Raw genomic sequence first — 17,815 nt, forward strand, 5'->3', positions numbered from 1 at the left:
CAGCTAACTCACATACCAGTGCACGGGTACCAGCTCATGTAGCTCAGGAATCGAGTGGACTCGCGGTCGGTGACCTCAAGCTCCTGAAGGTCGAGAAGTGCCATGGTGTTTCACCTCCTCTTGTCAGAGCAGACCGGCCATCACCGGTGCGATGCCGGAGCCTCAACTGCCGTCCGAGGGGACAAAAAGGGAAGCGATGCGCCCGGGCGGCCGGTAACAGCGGCCAGTGCCAGCAAAACCCCCGCTGTTCCGGTCGCCAGATCCATCGACAGTCGGTGCAGATGCTCGCCCGGAAAGGCCATCCGGCCGTTGTAATCGACGGCATGCCAGGAAAGCCGGCGAGCTTGCTTGACCGATTGCGGAGACGGGATCGCATTCTTCGAAGAACGCAGACCGGCATGGAACAGCAACATTCCCGCGCGGCCGTTGAACAATCCCGGTTGTGCATAATATTCCGATTGCGCACCGAGTGCGATCTGGTCCAAGGCATCCGAATAGCGCTCGTTCGGTCGCTGCTTCAGGAACTCTTGAAGCACAAGGCCAATACCGACGCTGCCGCCGGCCAGATACGGCAAGGTTCGCCATCCATCGTCGACCTGCAAGGATCCGTCGCCCGCCGTGATGCAGCGCTGCAAGTCCTGATCAATCGCGGATGCGGCGAGCTCCAAATAGCCGCCGCCTCCGGTCTGCTCGAAAAGTCTGACAAAGAACAGTGCGACGCCGCTTGATCCGTGCATCAGACCGACTTGGGTCGAACTACCGACCCGCGACGCGATCGCAGAACCGACCTGGGATGCCGCAGCAAGGATGGCTGGATCGCCCGTCAACCTGCCGAAGTGGAGCAGGTTCAACCCAATACCCGCGAGCCCACCTGAAAGGTCCGTTCCGAGGTGTTGCCATTGCTCCGGAGTGCATTTCTCGATCAGCGACAATGCCTCATCGCGGTAGCCAAGGTACTCGAGTACGTATGCCACCCCGTGCAGGCCATCGTAGAAGCCCGGCTTTGCGTCGGGATCTGCGAACGCCCGGTCGAGGAGCCACCGTTCATGCGCTGGATCGCTATCGCCAGTTGCTGCTGACACTGCGTACAGGACACCGGCCGCGCCGTGGGCGATGTTGAGTCCACCAGAGCTGAACTGTTCGATGTCGCCTGGAAACAGACGGTCGTCACGCCCGGGAGTCGCGCTTGCCAGAATCGCGCCGACCATACTGCGGCTCGCCTGCTGCCACTTCATGTCGCGAAGTGCCCGGCTCGGATGCGCGCGCCCCGGGTCGAAATCGGTTTGGATCGGCCGGCCGACAATTCGGCTGATCGCCTCGTCGAAGTAGCGCGGTGGAATCGGATATGTCCGTCCGATCTCGGCAGCGAGTTCTGCTGCCTTCTCCGGGTCGAGCGGGATCAGCGTGGTCAGCGGCAGGAACATCGCCAGCCGGAGGCAGGCGAGCGCGTAGACGTCCCGGTCGACTCCGCGGCGATCGGCTGGGGCGGCAAAACCGGGTGTCGCCAACGCCGGCCGATGGTTCTCATCGAGGAAGCTTGCCGTTTCGAAGTCCAGAATCACGGTCCGCCCATCAGGGCGCACCATGATGTTGTTCGTGTGCAGGTCACCGAACACGACGCCGTTCTGCCACAACATGGACATGTTGTGCTCGACGTCCGCAATGATCTGCCGAGCCCACTTCGTGTAATCCGCCAGCGACCGTTCGTCGGTGGAACGGCCGTTGAGTGGGAGTCTGGCACCGTGCAGCTTGTTGAGCGGCTGACCCTCGATGTGTTCGAGCACCAGGAAATGGTGATCTCCGGCAACAAGGTAGTCGCGCACCGACGGCACGCAGCTCAAGTCGCGGAGATGCTCGAGGATCGAACGCTCACGCTCCAGGCGGCCGACCGCGTCGACGCCGGCCCTGTCCAGCCCGGCGTGAGGTCTCGCCTCCTTCAGCACGACTCTTTCCCCGGTCTCGTGATGAACGCCGACGTAGACCCCACCGCTGTTGGAGAACTGCAGCGCTTCCTCAATGCGGTACGGCAGGTCGACGCGAGCCTTGCGAGCGTCGAGGTGCGGGAGGAGAAAGCCAGGCAGCTCCACCCAGTCGGGAAGGCTGAAGCTCGGCTTGCGTCGATCCGGAACCAGCTGTCCGCCCGGGCGCCGGATCGCGGGCTCCGGGACGCCTAGGTCGAACGTCTCGAACTCCGCGACAAAGCCGCCGTAACGGACATAAAGCGGACCTGTCCCCCAGCGGAGATCGCTGAGAATGTACGGGCCGGGCTGGCCCTCCAGTCGGCGCCCAAGTTCTTCCAGGATCCACCGAAGACTCTCTTCGTCCTCCGGGTAGATGGTGACAAACTTGCCGCTCGCAGCTCGGTTCGCACTCTTGGAGTTGTTCACGTGCAATGCATCGGCATCGCGCAGATGCTTGAACGCGATACCCCGGGAAATGCAGTATGACCAGACGATCTCCAGTACGTTCTCCGCATTGTCCAGACATGCTGAGACGTGAATCTTCCAGCCCTGCCGCGGCAGCGTAAGGCCTTTGGGCTCGTAGACAATCCAGTCGCGCACGGTCCTGGACATCCAACTGCGCGGCAACGGCTCAGCAGCCGCCCTGAATCCCGTTACCTCGACCCGACGAGCGGGCGAGTCATAAAAGATTCGGTCGACCATGCAATAGTCGGCGTACCGATTATCCATGCCGGACCCCACACAGAACCAGCATTGTCGTTTGTCACTCCCAGGATCTAGGCCACGGTGCGGGCCTTATCCTCGGGGCACCTGCTGAGACACAGCTGATTCGCCTCTGACGCGCAGAGCGCGCGCAGGTCAGATATGGCGTCTGGACTGAATGACGCGGAAGCGACTCGCAACGTATGCGCCGTCGGTGTATGTCGCGTTGGCCGCCGGATTGGCCCCGGTGCCGTGGAAATCGCTGAAAGCAGCCGATTGATTCACGAACACCGGGCCGGTCAGGTTCTCGGACAGGGCGACGCCGGCGTCGAGAGCCGCGTCCCGGGCCTCGTCGAGGATCTTCGGGTCGGTCGAGTAGATCCCCGCGGTCATCGCGCCACCCTCGGTCACGGTGGACCGGAACAGCTCGATCGACTGCGCGGTGTCGGCCGTCTTCACCAGGAACGACACCGGGCCGAAGCACTCCCGCCGGTACACGTCGGCGTCGTCGGAGTCGATCGCGACCAGCAGCGGCGTACGGACGACCGCGTCCGGGAAGGCCGGGTGCTGGATCGCGCGGGACTCCAGGACGACCTCGCCGTACTCCGGGGCGAGCTCGAGACGGCTGATCACGGCCTGGTTGACGATGCCGCCGAGGATCTCGACCGCGCGGGCGTCGTCCCCGAGCAGCTTGCCGATCGAGGTGGCGAGCGCGGCGCCGACCTCCTCGAAGGACTTGTGGCCCTCGTCGGTCTCGATCCCACCGGCGGGGACGAAGAGGTTCTGGGTGGTGGTGCACATCTGGCCCGAGTACAGGCTCAGGGTGAAAGCGAGGTTGTTGCAGAGCGCCTTGAAGGAGTCGGTGGAGTCGACGATGACCGCGTTCACGCCGGCCTTCTCGGTGAAGACGGTCGCCTGCGTCGCGTTCTGCTCGAGCCATTCGCCGAACTCGCTGCCGCCGGTGAAGTCGATCAACTTCACCTCGGGGCGCTGGGCCAGCGGCTTGGCCAGGCCGTCACCCGCGCGTTCGGTCGCCAGGGTGACCAGGTTCGGGTCGAAGCCGGCCTCGGCGAGCACCTCGCGGCAGACCTCGACAGTGATCGCCAGCGGCAGGACCGCGAGCGGGTGCGGCTTCACCACGACGGCGTTGCCGGTGACCAGCGACGCGAACAGGCCGGGCCACGAGTTCCAGGTCGGGAACGTGTTGCAGCCGATCACCAGGGCGACGCCGCGGCCGGTGACGGTGAACGTCTTCTCCATCCGGATCGGGTCGCCCTTCGCGGGCTTCTCCCAGGTCGCGGTCGCCGGGTAGCGGTTCATCTCCTCGTACGCGTACGCGACCGCCTCCAGCGCCCGGTCCAGCGCGTGCGCGCCGCCGGCCTGGAACGCCATCACGAACGCCTGGCCGCTGGTGTGCTGGACCGCGTTCGCGAGCTCGAACACCCGCTTGTGCAGCCGGTCGAGGATCTCCAGCGTGACCCCGGTCCGCCCGTCGATCCCGGCCCGCCGCCAGTCCGCGAGGCCCTGCTGGGCGGCGGCGAGCAGCTCGTCCAGGCCGTCCTCGACCACCCGCGGGTACGCGACGTCCATCGCGATCCCGTACGGCGACTGCTCGGTCACGACCGTGCCGCGCGCACCGGGGATGTCGAGCGCGTACGCCGTACCCAGATGGGCCTCGAAGGCCGCCTTGCCGTCGGCGGCCGCGGTCTCGCCGTACACCCGGGGGCTCGGCGACTCGGGGAACGCCGAGTGGTAGCCGCGGTCGTGGATCGCCTTCAGTGCGCCGTCGAGGCGCTCACGGTGGGAGGAGAGCAGGTCCGTGGTCATGACTGCGATGTTACAGTCAATGGCGCAACTGGTACCAGGGTGTCACAAGACTTTGAGGTGGCCTGTGAGTGACTTGGCGGCTCGGGTCGCGGCGGCGATGTGGGCGGAGGACACCGCCAGCGCCGGGCTCGGGATGAAGCTCGTCGACGTCGGCGAGGGGACCGCGCGGCTGGAGATGACGGTACGCGCGGACATGGTCAACGGGCACGGGATCGCGCATGGTGGATTCGTGTTCAGTCTGGCCGACTCCGCGTTCGCGTTCGCGTGCAACTCGCGCAACCGGGTCACCGTCGCGCAGGCCTGCGACATCGTCTTCGTCGCACCGGCGCGGCGCGGCGACGTACTGGTCGCTTCGGCTTCGGAGCGAACGACCTTCGGCCGGAACGGGATCTACGACATCACGGTCACCCGCGGCGACGAGGTGATCGCCGAGTTCCGCGGCCGCAGCCGGCAACTGCAAGGAACGATTGTTTCGGAGGAAGCATGACCCGCGAGGCGTTCTTGGTGGACGGCGTCCGGACCCCGATCGGGCGGTACGGCGGTGCGCTGTCGGCGGTCCGGCCCGACGACCTGGCCGCGCACGTGATCTCGTCGTTGCTGAACCGGACCGCGCTCGACCCGGCGCGGATCGACGACGTGATCCTCGGCTGCGCGAACCAGGCCGGCGAGGACAACCGGAACGTCGCGCGGATGGCGGTACTGCTCGCGGGTCTGCCCGACTCCGTGCCCGGTACGACGATCAACCGGCTGTGCGGGTCCGGGCTGGACGCGGTGGCGTACGCGGCTCGCTCGATCATTGCCGGAGACAACGACATCGTGGTCGCCGGTGGCGTGGAGTCGATGTCGCGGGCGCCGTTCGTGATGCCTAAGGCAACGACCGCCTTCTCCCGGCAGGTGGAGGTGTTCGACACCACGATCGGGTGGCGGTTCGTGAATCCCGTGCTGAAGTCGCAGTACGGGATCGACTCGATGCCCGAGACCGCGGAGAACGTTGCTGCTGAGTTCTCGATCTCGCGTGCGGATCAGGATCTGTTCGCGTTGCGGTCGCAGCAGCGGGCCGCCAAGGCGCAGGCCAATGGACGGTTGGCGGAGGAGATCGTCTCTGTCGACGTACCCGGGAAGCGTTCGGTGACGACCGTTGACGCCGACGAGCATCCGCGGGAGACGTCGCTCGAAGCTCTTGCTGGGTTGAAGACTCCGTTCCGATCGCCTGGAACCGTCACGGCTGGGAACGCCTCGGGGGTGAATGACGGGGCGGCGGCTTTGCTGGTGATGAGCGGGGAGGCCGTGGAGCGGTACGGGGTCACGCCGATTGCTCGGGTTGTCGGGACCGCTGCCACTGGGGTGCCGCCGCGGATCATGGGGATCGGGCCGGCGCCCGCGACCCGGAAGCTGCTCGAGCGGACCGGTGTCGCGTTGTCCGACATCGAGGTGATCGAGTTGAACGAGGCCTTCGCGTCGCAGTCGCTCGCCGTACTGCGGGAACTCGGGCTGCCCGACGACGCCGAGCACGTCAACCCGAACGGCGGCGCCATCGCGCTCGGCCACCCGCTGGGGATGTCCGGCGCCCGGCTCGCGCTCACGGCCGCACTCGAGCTTCGCCACCGCGACGCCCGGTACGCGCTGGCCACCATGTGTATCGGCGTCGGCCAGGGCATCGCGACGCTGCTCACCCGTCCCTAGGAGTCATCCATGCTCGGTGAGGCTTGTCCTGTGGAGTTGCGAGACGCCGGCGAACAGCTGTCCGTCGACGAACTCCGGTCGCGCCAGCTGTCGTTGCTGCAGGCAACCGCACGACGGGCGTACGAGAACGTGCCGCACTATCGTGCCGCGTTGGATGCGATCGACTTCAAGCCCGGCGATCTGCAGTCGCTGGCGGATCTCTCGCGGCTGCCGTTCACGGCCAAGAAGGACTTGCGGGACAACTACCCGTTCGGGATGTTTGCGGTGCCTCGAACTGAGGTGGTGCGCGTGCATGCGTCTTCGGGTACGACCGGGCGGCCGACTGTGGTTGGGTACACGCGGCGGGATCTGGACAACTGGGCCGATCTGATGGCGCGGTCGATCCGGGCCGCTGGTGGGCGTGCGGGGGACGTTTGCCACGTCGCTTATGGGTACGGGCTGTTCACGGGCGGGCTGGGTGCGCATTACGGCGCCGAGCGGCTCGGGTGCACCGTCGTACCGGTCTCCGGCGGTATGACCGAGCGGCAGGTGGATCTGCTGCGTGACTTCGGCGCGCGGATCATCATGGTGACCCCGTCGTACTTCCTGTCGATCGTCGACGAACTGGAAAGCCGGGGCCTCGATCCGCGGGACACCTCGCTGCGGATCGGGATCTTCGGTGCCGAGCCGTGGACCGAGGCGATGCGTACCGAGGTGGAGGACCGGACCGGGATCCACGCCGTCGACATCTACGGGCTGTCCGAGGTGATGGGCCCGGGTGTCGCGCAGGAATGCGTCGAGACCAAGGACGGCCTGCACATCTGGGAGGACCACTTCTACCCGGAGATCATCGACCCGGTCACCGGCGAGGTACTCCCCGACGGCTCCGAGGGCGAACTGGTCTTCACCACACTGACGAAGGAAGCGTTCCCGGTACTGCGCTACCGCACCCGCGACCTGACCCGGCTGCTGCCCGGCACCGCGCGTCCCGGGATGCGCCGGATGGAGAAGATCACCGGCCGGACCGACGACATGATGATCGTCCGTGGTGTGAACGTCTTCCCCACCCAGATCGAGGAACAGATCCTGCTGGTCGAGGGCCTCACCCCGCACTACCTCTGCGTCCTCACCCGCCCGCACCGCCTCGACGAACTCACCGTCCAGGTCGAAGCCGCCCCCGACCTCGCGGACCGCACCACCGCCGCCACCACCCTGTCCCGCCGCATCAAGGACCGAGTAGGCGTCACCGCCACCGTCGAGGTAGTAGCCCCCCACGCCCTCGAACGCTCCCTGGGCAAAGCCAAACGCATCCGCGACAACCGGTAGAGGCGTACCGAAGAACGGGTACTGGTGCCGCCCGCTCCCCCACCCCGCCGCTCCGCCCCACCCCGCCGCGCCGCCCCGCCGCTCCGCCCGCCGCTCTGCCCCGCTCCGCCCCACCCCGCCGCTCCGCCGCGCCGCCCCGCCGCTCCGCCCGCCGCTCTGCCCCGCTCCGCCCGCCGCTCCGCCCCACCGCTCCGCCCCGCCGCGCCGCCCCGCCCCTCCGCCCCGCCGCTCCGCTCCGCCGCGCCGCTCCCCCCTGCTCCCGCCCCGCCGGCCGTTGGGCGGCGCCGCGGGCGTTGGGGCGGTGGGTGCCGACCACTACCCGTTCTTACGTCACAGCAGTGCTTCGGCCTGCGGGTCGCGGGGGTGGGGTTTGCGGAAGGCGGGTGGGCGGATGTGCGGGCGGACGAGGGCTTCGACCTCGAAGTCCTCGAGGTTGAACTTGGTGGCGATGTCGCGGTAGGAGGCGCCGGTGCGGACCTCGTCGATGACGTCCTCGACCGGCACATCGTCGACCAACGGGCGCCCGTACGCGCGTTCGGGGTCCACGATCACGTCGATGTCGTGGTAGATCACCAGCCGCAGCGTTCCGGCGTACCCGTCGTCGGACCAGCCGATCGCGGCCGAGCCGCGGCGCAGGACGCCGGGGAAGCCGCCCTGGCTGTCGCGGATCCGTTCCCAGCCCGGCTCGCGGCCCTCGGCGGCGATCTCGACCAGCAGGTCACGGCCGTCGTGGGCCAGCCCGGACCAGGCCAGCGGATACCGGCGGCCGGCCCGCGAGCGGAGCGCGACCGCGGCCTCGCCGATCGCGTGCAGGGACAGCCCGGTACGGCGCAGATGCCGCAGCATGTGCGTCTCCACCAGCCCGGCGAACGTGATCGTCGGCTCGCCACGTCCCCCACTGCGCGCCTCCAGTGCACCGGACCGCAGCCAGTCGCCGAGCGTGGTGGCCGGCAGCCCGAGGTGGAGCGCGACCTCGGCGCGCGTGTACAAGGGCAGGTCGAACCGCGGATCCACGTCTCACCCCTCACCAAAGGCGGTCGCCGACGCGACGAGCATGCCACCTCACCGGCCGAATTGGGTTGCTCCGGGCGGAACCACGCCCTAGAAGTAGTCCATGACCGACGTAGAACGCCCACCGCTGACCGCCGACGAACGCACCCAACTGACCGGATGGCTCGACCTGCAGCGTTCGTTCGTACGGATGAAGTGCACCGGCCTGACCGAGGCGGATGCCCACCGCAACGTCGTACCCACCTCACCGCTGATGACCCCGGCCGGCCTGGTCGCGCACCTGCGCTGGGTCGAGTACTCGTGGTTCCAGCTGGGGGTCGCCGGCGTCCCGGACACCGGGCAGACGCCGTGGGTCGAGGGCGCGCACGTCGACGCCGAGATGTTCGTCGACGACGTACCGCTCGCGCAACTGCTGGACGAGTACGACGAGGAGTGCCGGCGCTCCAACGCCACCATCGCCGACCTGCCGCTGGAGACCGTCGAAGTAGGCCAACCCGCTGACAAGGCAGCTTCTTTGCGGTACGTCCTGTGCCACATGATCGAGGAGACCGCCCGCCACGTCGGCCACCTCGACATCATCCGCGAACTCCTCGACGGTACGAAGGGATATACCAAGGTCGAGTAACCCGGTTACGCCTGCGCCGAGGGGTGGATAGGATGTCCGGCATCTGGCACGGGGTAGCGACAAGAGGTGTGATGAGGGAACCCTCCGTACGCCGTTATTCCGGGCGGTCAGTCGAGGAGTGGAAGGCCGCGCGCCGGGAACGGCTGCTGGCTGCCGCGCTCGAACTCTTCGGGACCGAAGGATATCCGGCGACATCCGTGGAACGCCTGTGTACACAGGCGAAAGTGTCCACCCGGCACTTCTACCACGAGTTCCAGAACAAGGAAGCCGTACTGCTCGCGGTGCATGCGCAGGTGATCGAGCTGGCCGTCCGCAGTACCGGGGACGCGCTCCGCCGGACCGCCGACAAGCCGGTCCGGGAGCGGATCGCCGCGGCCGTCGACTCGTACCTGCGGACCATCATGACCGACCTCCGGCGGGCCCGGATCTCGTTCGTCGAAGTGGTCGGCACCAGCCCGGCGGTCGAGGAGCAGCGCAAGGCGTTCCGGGAACTGCTGATCGGCAACGTCCGCGACCTCGGCGACACCGCGGTCGAACGCGGCGAGATCAAGCGCAAGGACTTCCGGTTCCTCGCGCTCGCGTTCTTCGGCGCGGTGAACGCGGTCGTCCACGACTGGATGCTGGCCGACCCGCGGCCCCCGGAACAGAAGGTCCAGAACTCGCTACGGGAGCTTGCCGTCCAGCTGATAACGGCCTAGTCGACGTAGCGTTTGCGGATCTCGGCGAGCGCTTCGTCGCGCGGTACGGCGGCGCCGACCGCGTACGTCGCCTCGTACGCTTCGTTGCCCAGGGCATCGCGGAGTTCGTCGACGAGCCGCTGGACATCGGCGTCCGGGATCGTCCGCAGGCCCCGCAGCGTGGAGGTCAGACCGAGCAGCCGCGCGATCTCCTCGGGCCTGCTGGTCAGCAGGTCGGCGTGCAGGCCGATCTCGACGACGGCCGCCGCGATCGGCATGTCCTCGGTGCCGAGCGCGAGTCCGATCGCCTGCCGGGCGAAGTCCTGAGCCTTCGCGACGTCGCCGATGGCCGCGTAGACCCGGCTCAGGTGTCCGAGCATCACGGCCTGGCCGTGCGGCGCCATCCGCTCGGCCTCGAGGTCGAGCGTCGCGTAGGCGCGCTCCGCGAGCTCACGCGCCTCGTCAACCCGGCCGAGCCGGAACTCGACCTTGGACAGACCCATGTACGACATCGCCTCGCCGCCGCGCGAACCCGTCTCCTCGGACAGCCGGAGCGCCCGCTCCAGGTCCGCGCGGGCGCCGTCGTAGTCCTCGAGCTCGACCCGGCTCATCGCACAACTGCCGAGCAGTTGGGCGACGCCTTCGGTCGTACCGAGTTCCTCGATCAGCCGGAGCGCCTCGACCAGCGACTCCAGTGCGGCGGCGTGATCCCCGCTGTTGGCCTGGTAGCCGGCCAGCCCGCGCAGCGCCATCGACGTACCGAACCGGTCGCCGAGCTCGCGGAAGCCGGCCAGCGCGACCGCGAGGTTGGCCGCCATCTCGTCGACCTCGCCCTCGTTCTCGCGGAACATCGCGCTCGTCATCACGCCCATGTTCCGGATCCAGGGATCCTCGTGCCGGCCCGCCGCCTCCAGCTCGGCGAAACATGTCGCCTTGTCCCGGCGGATCGCGGCCCAGACCGCGTTCGTGAACAGCCCGATGCCGGAGTCGACGAGGATCCGGTGCTTGCGGGTCATCCAGCGCACCGTGGCGAGACCGCGGATCGCCTGCTGGAACGACTTGGCGGCGTCCTCGCTGGTCGACATCCGCCCGAGCGCGAGCAGGTACAGCGCCTCGGCCTTGTCCAGCGGCACGGTCGGACCCGGTACGGCGAGTGCGGCCTGCATCCAGTTGACGGCCTCGGCCGGGCGGCCGCTCATCGTCCAGTACTCACCGAGAACGGCGACCATCTGGACGGCGATCCGCGCGGAGCGGGTGTCGATCGCGGTCCGGAGCGCGTCGATCAGGTTCTCGTTGTCGGCGGTCAGCCGGGCGATCCACTCGATCTGCTCGCCGGTCCGCAGTTTCGGCCGCGCCTTGCGGAGCATCCGGCTGAAGTACGCCGTGTGCGCCCGGCGGAAGCGGTCGTACTCACCGGACGCGTTCAGCTGCTCGGCGCCGTACGCGCGGACCGTCTCGAGCATCCGGTACCGCACGGACCTTTCGTCGGCAGCGGCTTCGACGAGCGACTTGTCGACAAGCGATGCGAGCACGCCCAGCACGGATTCCGCGGGGATCGTCGCGTCGCTGCAGATCTGCTCGGCCGCGTCGAGGGTGGCGCCGCCGGAGAACAAGGACAGCCGTCGGGCGACCGCCTGCTCGTCCGGGTCCAGCAGGTCCCAGCTCCACTCGACTACGGCCCGCAGGGTCTGGTGGCGCGGCAGGGCCGTGCGTGAACCGCTGGTGAGCAGCCGGAAGCGGTCGGCCAGCCGGTCCACGATCTGCGGCGGCGTGAGTGCCCGCAGACGCGCTGCGGCCAGCTCGATCGCCAGGGGCATGCCGTCGAGCCGCCGGCAGATCTCCGCGACCGCCTGGCGGTTGGCGTCGGTCAGCTGGAAGTCAGGGCGTACTGCGCGAGCACGGTCGACGAACAGCTGCATCGCCGGGTAGTCGTCGGGCACGGTGTCTTCTGGCGGCAGCCCTAGCGGTCCAACGGGGTGCAGGTGTTCACCAGGAATGCTCAACGGCTCACGGCTGGTCGTCAGCACCCGTAGCCGCGGGCAGGACGCCAGCAACGAGTCGACAAGCCCTGCGACCTCCTGGACGAGGTGCTCGCAGTTGTCGAACACCAACAGGATGCGGCGGTCGCCGATCACCTCTACGAGCCGCTGTGTCGCCGCACGGCTCGTGGGGATGTGCTTGGGCGCAAAGCGCGCCGGTGCCAGGTCTACGAACTCACTTGCGCCGAGTGTGGAAAGGACCGCGGGTGCTACATCTGCTGCGTCACCCAGTGGTGCCAGCTCCACGAACCAGATGCCGTCGCCGGACTGATCGACGAGAGTCCTGCCGGTCTCGGTGGCCAGTCTGGTCTTGCCGGCGCCGCCTGGGCCGACCATGGTGACCAGGCGGGTCCCGTTGCTCAGCAGCCGTTTGAGCTCGGCCACGTCGTCACGGCGCCCCACAAAGCTCGTCAGCGGAGCCCGCAGGTTGCTACGCGGTGCCGACGGGGCCGGAGCCGGAATGGCAGTGCTCTTCGGGGTTGGGTCGACCGCGTCACCACGTAGTACGGAGACGTGCAGGTCTCGCAGCCGACTTCCCGGGTCGGCACCGAGCTCGTCGGCCAGGGTGGTCCGGATACGTTCGTACGCCGTCAGCGCCTCCGCCTGGCGGCCGTCGGCGTACAGGGCGCGAATGAGCAGCTCGTGGACGCGTTCGCGGAGCGGATGCGTTGCGGCGAGGTGTTCGAGGTCGGCGATCCGGTCGCGGGCCTGGCCGCAGCTGACGGCCGCCTCCGCGAGGTCCTCCGCGCCGGCCATTCGCAGCTCGGTCAGGCGGTCCGCCTCGACCGCTGCGAACGGGATGTCCCGCAGGTCGGTCAGCGCCTCACCACGCCAGAGCTTGTCGGCCTGCGTGAGCAGTACGTGCGCCTGCTCCGGGTCGGACGTGAGCAGCGCCCGACCCCGCCGTACGAGTTCCTCGAACTGGAGGGCGTCGACGCAGTCCGGACCGATCGTCAGCGTGTAACCGGCCGGGCCGGACTGGACCGAGATGCTCGATTCGGTGGCCGGCAGACTCGCCCGGAGCCGCGACACCAGCGACTGCAGTGCGTTCGCGCTGGGCGCCTCGCTGCCCCACAGACCGTCGACCAGCGTCTCCACACTGACCGGCCGTCCCGCGCTCAGTGCCAGCCGCGCGAGCAGCCCACGCAGACGTACGCCGCGGATGTCGAGCGGAGTCCCGTCGGCCGCCCACATCGCGAGAGGCCCAAGCACCGCTATGCGCACTCCACCAGCCTCGCACATCCTGCCGACCAAACACCCGTGCCTTTTGTCATCCGGCGGCTTAAGGTCGGGGTTCGTGACTGAAATCGCCGCGCAGACACAGCTCGCGCTCTCCCGAATCGTCAGTGAACGTCAGTCCAAGGGCCGAGTGCCCGGCGTGGTGGGCGCTGTCGCCCGCGCCGGGACGCTGGCCTGGTCCTACGGGGCCGGATCGGCGGATCTGGATAGTCCCGGCGTACCGCCAACGGCCGATTCGCAGTTCCTGATCGCGTCGCAGAGCAAGACGCTGACCGCGGTCGCGATCATGGCACTGCGCGACGAGGGCAAGCTCAGCCTGGACGACCCGATCGAGCGCCTGATCCCCGACAGCAAGCACGAGGGCATCACCGTTCGGCAGATGCTCAGCCACGCCAGCGGCATGCAGCGTGAGCCGGTCGGCGACGTGTGGGACCTGATGAAGTTCCCGTCCCGCGAAGAGCTCGTCCCGGGCTGGAACGCGGCCGAGCGGATCGGCAAGCCGCACCACAAGTTCCACTACTCGAACCTCGTCTTCTCGCTGCTCGGCGAGATCGTCGCGCGGCTGGACGGCCGGTCCTGGTACGACTCGGTGAAGGCGCGGATCCTCGACCCGCTGGAGATGCGGCGCACGACGGTCGGGATGGACGGCGGCCCGGCGCAGACCGGGTACTACGTACCGCCGTTCTCCGACGTACCGGTGCGTGAGCCGTTGCTGGACATCGGCGCGATGGACGCCTGCGGCGGGCTGGCATCGACGGCCGCCGACCTGGCCAAGTGGGCGATGTTCGTCGCGGACCCGGTCGACGAGGTGCTGTCGAAGGACACCCTGGAAGAGATGTGCCAGGTGCAGATCATGGCCGACGTGGACCGTTGGCAGCTCGCCTTCGGGCTCGGGTTCATGCTGCTGCGCCGCGGTGACCGGCTGTTCGTCGGCCACGACGGCGGCATGCCTGGCCACATCACCTCGACGTTCGTCGACCGCTCCTCCGGTACGGCGGGAATCGCGCTGTTCGGCGCCACCTCGTCACCGGCCCCGAGCGCGCTGGCGACCGACCTGATCATCAAGGTCCTGGAGGACGACCCGCTGCCGCCGGAGGCCTGGGTCCCGGGTACGTCAGTGCCCGAGGAACTGTCCGGCGTACTCGGCACGTGGTTCACCGAGGGCTCCCCGTTCGTCTTCTCGGTGAAGCAGGGCGTACTCGAGGCTAAGTCCCCCGCAGCCGCCGAATACCAGTCCCCGGCCGTCTTCGAACGCGTCTCCGAAGACACATACCGAACCGTCTCCGGCCGCGAGACCGGGGAGCTGCTGACGATCACCCGCGACCCAGCCGGCCACCCCACAAAGTTGCACTGGGCAACCTACCTCTGCACCCGCGAACCGCTGTCCTTCGCAGAGATCAACCCCGGCTGACGGCAACGGTCAGACCACCGGCCACCGCGAACGCCAGCAACACCGAGGCGAACGCGGTCGTGCCGGTGGTCAGCCCGACCGCGTCCGTGAGGTACCCTGCCGAGACCGGGAGCAGGCCGGCGGGAATGTAGCCGCCGACGTTCAGCGCGGCGTTCGCCTCGGCCAGCCGTTCCGGCGGAACCGACGAGTTGAGCAGCGACAAACCACCCAACTGTCCCAGTCCCTGACCGGCACCCGCCAGTAGCGCCGCGGCGACCAACGCGGTCACGGAGGACGCGTGCACGGCTACGATCAGCGCGATCATGCCGAGACTCGTACCGACCGCTCCGAGCAGGAGGATCCGCCGACGCGGCAACCGCCGGACGGCGAACTGCACCCCGGTCGCGGTCAGGAACATCGTGAACGCCACAGCGCCTGCGACGATCCGGCTCGTCGTACCGAGCAGACCTGACAGCAGCGAAGGTCCGAGCGACAGCACGAACGAGGTCCCGGTGATGCCCGGCGCGAACACCGCGATCCCCATCAGCAGCCGCCGGCCGACTCCGTACGGCACGCCGGGCACGCGGATCCACGCGCCCGAACGGTACGGCGGACGCTCGATCGGCAGCCGCAGTACAACGACGACCGCGGACGCGACCAGCACCGCTTCCACGACGAACACCGTGACCGTCGGACCGGGCAGGGTCTCGGAGAGAACCCCGGCCAGGAGCGGGCCGGTACCCGCGCCGAGGACCATCGCGCAGGACGCGAGCAGTGCGGCCAGGACCTTGTGGTTCCGGCCGACGTCGGTCACCGCGGCCATCCCGGCCGAGACGACTGCGCCGACCGCGACACCGGTGAGCAACCGCGCCAGCATCAGCATCACGACACTGGTCGCCGCGGCGAAGACGGCACACGCGGCCAGTGCGAGCCCTAGTGCAGGCAGCAGGACGAGCTTGCGCCCGACCCGGTCGGAGACGACGCCCGAGATCAGCAGCGAGCCGAGCAGACCGACGATGTAGCACGCGAAGACCACGGTCAGCGTGCCTTTCGAGAAGCCGATGTCCCGCTGCCAGACGACGTACAACGGCGTCGCGGCGTTCGACAGTACGAAGACCGCGGCAACCGGCCAGGCCGCCAACCACACCCAACGAGTCACGACTCCTCCTAAGTACGACTTTTTTCGAACTTAGCACGTAGTACGATGAAAGTCGTACTTAGGAGGATGAGATGTCTTCGTTGCCGGAGCCGCTGCCGGAGCCCGCGGTGGACGAGATCCAGTTGGAGCAGGTGTTCGCGGCGTTGAGCGATCCGCTGCGGATGGAGATCGTGCGCCGGCTGCTGCTCGAGTCGGACGCGTTCGACCACACCTGCGGCTGGTTCGGGTTCGACCGGCCGAAGTCGACGCTCACGCATCACTTCAAGGTGCTCCGCGAGGCGGGCGTGACCCGGCAGCGGCAGTACGGCCTGGAGCGCCGCAGCCAGGTCCGCGTCGACGACCTCGACCGACGCTTCCCTGGCCTGCTCGAACTGGTGAAGGCGAGCTGATTCCTCAGGTACGGCGGCGGTAGGCGCGGATTGCCAGGGGGGCGAAGACTGCGACCAGGCCGACCATCCAGGCGAGGGTGATCAGGAGTGGCTTCTGGAGGGCGCCGCCGCCCATCAAGGCCCGTTCGGTGTCCACCAGGTAGGTGATCGGGCTGACCTTGACGAAGGCTTGCAGGAAGCCGGGCAGGGTCGAGGCCGGTACGAAGATGTTGCTGCCGAAGGTGAGCGGGAACATCACCAGGAACGCGACGCCCTGCACGCCTTGCGCGGTCTTCAGGGTCAGGCCGAGCCACACCCAGATCCAGCACATCGACAGCGCGAACAGCAGCACGATCAGCATCGCCAGCAGGCCGTAGCCGACCCCGTTGTGGAACCGGAAGCCGAGCACGAAACCGCTCGCCATCAGGATCACGATCGACAGCGAGTACCGGACGGCGTCGCCGAGCACCGCGCCGATCAGCGGCGAGATCCGGGCGATCGGGAGGCTGCGGAACCGGTCGAAGACGCCCTTCGCGAAGTCGTCGTTCAGGCCGACCCCGGTACCCATCGTCGCGAACACGACGGTCTGCACCAGCAGGCCCGGCAGCAGCGTCGGCAGGTACCCGCGCCAGCCGCCACCCTGCGAGATCGCCCCGCCGAACACGAACAGGAACAACGCCAGGAAGATGATCGGCTGGAACGTCACGTCCGCCAGGGCTTCGGGGTTCTGCTTGATCCGGATGATGTTGCGCCAGGCCAGCGTCAGGCTCTGCTGCACCCAGGCGAACGGCCGCGACCGATGCACGGGTACTTCAAGTGTCGCGGTGGTCATCGGCCCGCTCCTTCCAGGATCTTCGGCTCTTCGGTGGTGTGACCGGTCAGCGCCAGGAACACCTCGTCCAGGCTGGGCAGCCGCAGCGACAACTCGGTCACCGCGATCCCGGCCTCGTCCAGCCGCCGTACGACGACCGGCATCGACGAACCGTCCGTGACCGGCACGCTGACGAGGGCGTTCACCACGTCGACGGTCGGCCGGGTACCGACGGATTCGGCGACGATCGCGGCGACCCGCTCGATGTGCGACGGCTCAGCCGGGCGTACGTCGAGGGACTGCCGGCCGGCTTGGGCCTTCAGCTCCGCGGGTCGCCCGTTCGCGACCACGGCGCCCTTGTCGAACACCACGATCGAGTCGGCCAGCGCGTCGGCCTCTTCGAGGTACTGCGTCGTGAGCAGCACCGTCGTACCGTCGAGGACCAGGTTCCGGACCGTCTCCCAGACGCCGTTGCGGGCGTGCGGGTCGAGGCCGGTGGTGGGCTCGTCCAGGTACAGGATGCTCGGGTTGCCGACCAGGCTCGCGGCCAGGTCGAGCCTTCGGCGCATACCGCCGGAGTACGTCTTCGCGGTCCGGTCGCCGGCGTCGGTCAGCTCGAACCGCTCCAGCAGTTCGTCCGCCTTGCTCCGCGCCTGCGGCCGGGAGTACCCGAGCAACCGGCCGATCATGATCAGGTTGCGGCGACCGGACATGTCCTCGTCGACCGACGCGTACTGCCCGGTCAGGCCGATGATGCCGCGGACCTTCCCGGCCTCGCGGACCACGTCGTGCCCGCCGACGGTCGCGTGCCCGGCGTCCGGCCGGAGCAGCGTGCCGAGGATGCGGACGGCGGTCGTCTTGCCGGCGCCGTTCGGGCCGAGGACCCCGAGGACCGTACCCGTCGGCACGGTCAGGTCGACGCCGGCAAGCGCCGTTGTACTGCCATATTTCTTGACCAGACCGACCGCCTCGATGGCGACCTGGTTCGTTGTGGTCATGGGGTTCCTCCCAGCTTGAT

At 68.3% G+C, this 17,815-nt stretch carries 14 protein-coding genes; 7 read left to right on the forward strand and 7 right to left on the reverse strand.

All coding sequences use genetic code 11. From position 1 onward, the window contains the following. Positions 1–140 precede the first annotated feature (140 nt). Complete coding sequence (gene lanKC, locus ACFYRU_RS09480) at positions 141–2,690, reverse strand: class III lanthionine synthetase LanKC (RefSeq protein WP_387655182.1); 2,550 nt, start codon at positions 2,688–2,690, stop codon at positions 141–143. 129 nt (positions 2,691–2,819) lie between these two features. Next, positions 2,820–4,490, reverse strand: coding sequence for a phenylacetic acid degradation protein PaaN (gene paaN, locus ACFYRU_RS09485; protein ID WP_387655183.1), 1,671 nt, complete (start codon positions 4,488–4,490; stop codon positions 2,820–2,822). 64 nt (positions 4,491–4,554) lie between these two features. On the opposite strand from paaN, the gene paaI reads away from it, so the two are divergent. From paaI to paaK, 3 genes are read left to right on the forward strand one after another with little or no spacing between them, the layout of a single operon-like run. Continuing rightward, a complete protein-coding gene (gene paaI, locus ACFYRU_RS09490) occupies positions 4,555–4,977 on the forward strand; it encodes a hydroxyphenylacetyl-CoA thioesterase PaaI (RefSeq protein WP_387655186.1) in 423 nt (140 codons plus the stop codon). Beyond that, positions 4,974–6,173 (forward strand): 3-oxoadipyl-CoA thiolase, encoded by a 1,200-nt coding sequence (gene pcaF / locus ACFYRU_RS09495; RefSeq protein ID WP_387655188.1) that lies wholly within the window; start codon positions 4,974–4,976, stop codon positions 6,171–6,173. The genes paaI and pcaF overlap by 4 nt, the downstream gene beginning before the upstream one ends. A 30-nt stretch (positions 6,174–6,203) precedes the next feature. Next, the gene (gene paaK, locus ACFYRU_RS09500) at positions 6,204–7,478 is read left to right on the forward strand and encodes a phenylacetate--CoA ligase PaaK (protein ID WP_387655189.1); all 1,275 of its coding nucleotides are present in this window, start codon (positions 6,204–6,206) and stop codon (positions 7,476–7,478) included. 330 nt (positions 7,479–7,808) lie between these two features. Here the strand turns inward: paaK and ACFYRU_RS09505 are convergent, their stop codons facing one another. Next, positions 7,809–8,492, reverse strand: a complete 684-nt coding sequence (locus tag ACFYRU_RS09505) for a hypothetical protein (protein ID WP_387655191.1) — start codon at positions 8,490–8,492, stop codon at positions 7,809–7,811. A 100-nt stretch (positions 8,493–8,592) separates the two neighbouring features. Between ACFYRU_RS09505 and ACFYRU_RS09510 the strand changes: the two genes are divergently transcribed. Together ACFYRU_RS09510 and ACFYRU_RS09515 are read left to right on the forward strand one after the other, a co-directional pair. Continuing rightward, entirely contained in the window at positions 8,593–9,114 is a 522-nt protein-coding gene (locus tag ACFYRU_RS09510) for a DinB family protein (protein WP_387655194.1), read from the forward strand. A 71-nt stretch (positions 9,115–9,185) separates the two neighbouring features. Then, the gene (locus ACFYRU_RS09515) at positions 9,186–9,812 is read left to right on the forward strand and encodes a TetR/AcrR family transcriptional regulator (RefSeq protein WP_387655197.1); all 627 of its coding nucleotides are present in this window, start codon (positions 9,186–9,188) and stop codon (positions 9,810–9,812) included. On the opposite strand, the gene ACFYRU_RS09520 is transcribed toward ACFYRU_RS09515, so the two are convergent. Beyond that, complete coding sequence (locus ACFYRU_RS09520; RefSeq protein ID WP_387655200.1) at positions 9,809–13,042, reverse strand: BTAD domain-containing putative transcriptional regulator; 3,234 nt, start codon at positions 13,040–13,042, stop codon at positions 9,809–9,811. The genes ACFYRU_RS09515 and ACFYRU_RS09520 overlap by 4 nt on opposite strands. Positions 13,043–13,127: 85 nt before the next feature. On the opposite strand from ACFYRU_RS09520, the gene ACFYRU_RS09525 reads away from it, so the two are divergent. Then, positions 13,128–14,480: a serine hydrolase domain-containing protein gene (locus tag ACFYRU_RS09525; protein WP_387655202.1), complete on the forward strand. Its 1,353-nt coding sequence runs from the start codon at positions 13,128–13,130 to the stop codon at positions 14,478–14,480. On the opposite strand, the gene ACFYRU_RS09530 is transcribed toward ACFYRU_RS09525, so the two are convergent. After that, positions 14,467–15,618 (reverse strand): MFS transporter, encoded by a 1,152-nt coding sequence (locus tag ACFYRU_RS09530; protein ID WP_387655205.1) that lies wholly within the window; start codon positions 15,616–15,618, stop codon positions 14,467–14,469. The genes ACFYRU_RS09525 and ACFYRU_RS09530 overlap by 14 nt on opposite strands. Positions 15,619–15,689: 71 nt before the next feature. Here ACFYRU_RS09530 and ACFYRU_RS09535 point away from each other — a divergent pair, with 71 nt between their 5' ends. After that, positions 15,690–16,007, forward strand: a complete 318-nt coding sequence (locus ACFYRU_RS09535) for an ArsR/SmtB family transcription factor (protein ID WP_387655208.1) — start codon at positions 15,690–15,692, stop codon at positions 16,005–16,007. A gap of 4 nt (positions 16,008–16,011) precedes the next feature. On the opposite strand, the gene ACFYRU_RS09540 is transcribed toward ACFYRU_RS09535, so the two are convergent. Beyond that, positions 16,012–16,818 carry an ABC transporter permease gene (locus ACFYRU_RS09540; protein WP_387655211.1) on the reverse strand — a complete coding sequence of 269 codons (807 nt, stop codon included), beginning with the start codon at positions 16,816–16,818 and terminating at the stop codon, positions 16,012–16,014. Then, on the reverse strand, positions 16,815–17,795 hold the full coding sequence (locus tag ACFYRU_RS09545) for an ATP-binding cassette domain-containing protein (protein ID WP_387655213.1): 981 nt from the start codon (positions 17,793–17,795) through the stop codon (positions 16,815–16,817). The genes ACFYRU_RS09540 and ACFYRU_RS09545 overlap by 4 nt, the downstream gene beginning before the upstream one ends. Positions 17,796–17,815 lie beyond the last annotated feature (20 nt).

The sequence above is a fragment of the Kribbella sp. NPDC004536 genome (assembly GCF_042873835.1).
GTDB lineage: Bacteria > Actinomycetota > Actinomycetes > Propionibacteriales > Kribbellaceae > Kribbella.

Bases quoted from the DNA above. Each gene is read 5' to 3' on its own strand.
- ACFYRU_RS09535 (WP_387655208.1), top strand. From the start codon at position 15,690: ATGTCTTCGTTGCCGGAGCCGCTGCCGGAGCCCGCGGTGGACGAGATC.
- paaN (WP_387655183.1), bottom strand. From the start codon at position 4,490: ATGACCACGGACCTGCTCTCCTCCCACCGTGAGCGCCTCGACGGCGCA.
- ACFYRU_RS09510 (WP_387655194.1), top strand. From the start codon at position 8,593: ATGACCGACGTAGAACGCCCACCGCTGACCGCCGACGAACGCACCCAA.
- ACFYRU_RS09545 (WP_387655213.1), bottom strand. From the start codon at position 17,795: ATGACCACAACGAACCAGGTCGCCATCGAGGCGGTCGGTCTGGTCAAG.
- pcaF (WP_387655188.1), top strand. From the start codon at position 4,974: ATGACCCGCGAGGCGTTCTTGGTGGACGGCGTCCGGACCCCGATCGGG.
- ACFYRU_RS09515 (WP_387655197.1), top strand. From the start codon at position 9,186: ATGAGGGAACCCTCCGTACGCCGTTATTCCGGGCGGTCAGTCGAGGAG.
- ACFYRU_RS09540 (WP_387655211.1), bottom strand. From the start codon at position 16,818: ATGACCACCGCGACACTTGAAGTACCCGTGCATCGGTCGCGGCCGTTC.
- lanKC (WP_387655182.1), bottom strand. From the start codon at position 2,690: ATGGATAATCGGTACGCCGACTATTGCATGGTCGACCGAATCTTTTAT.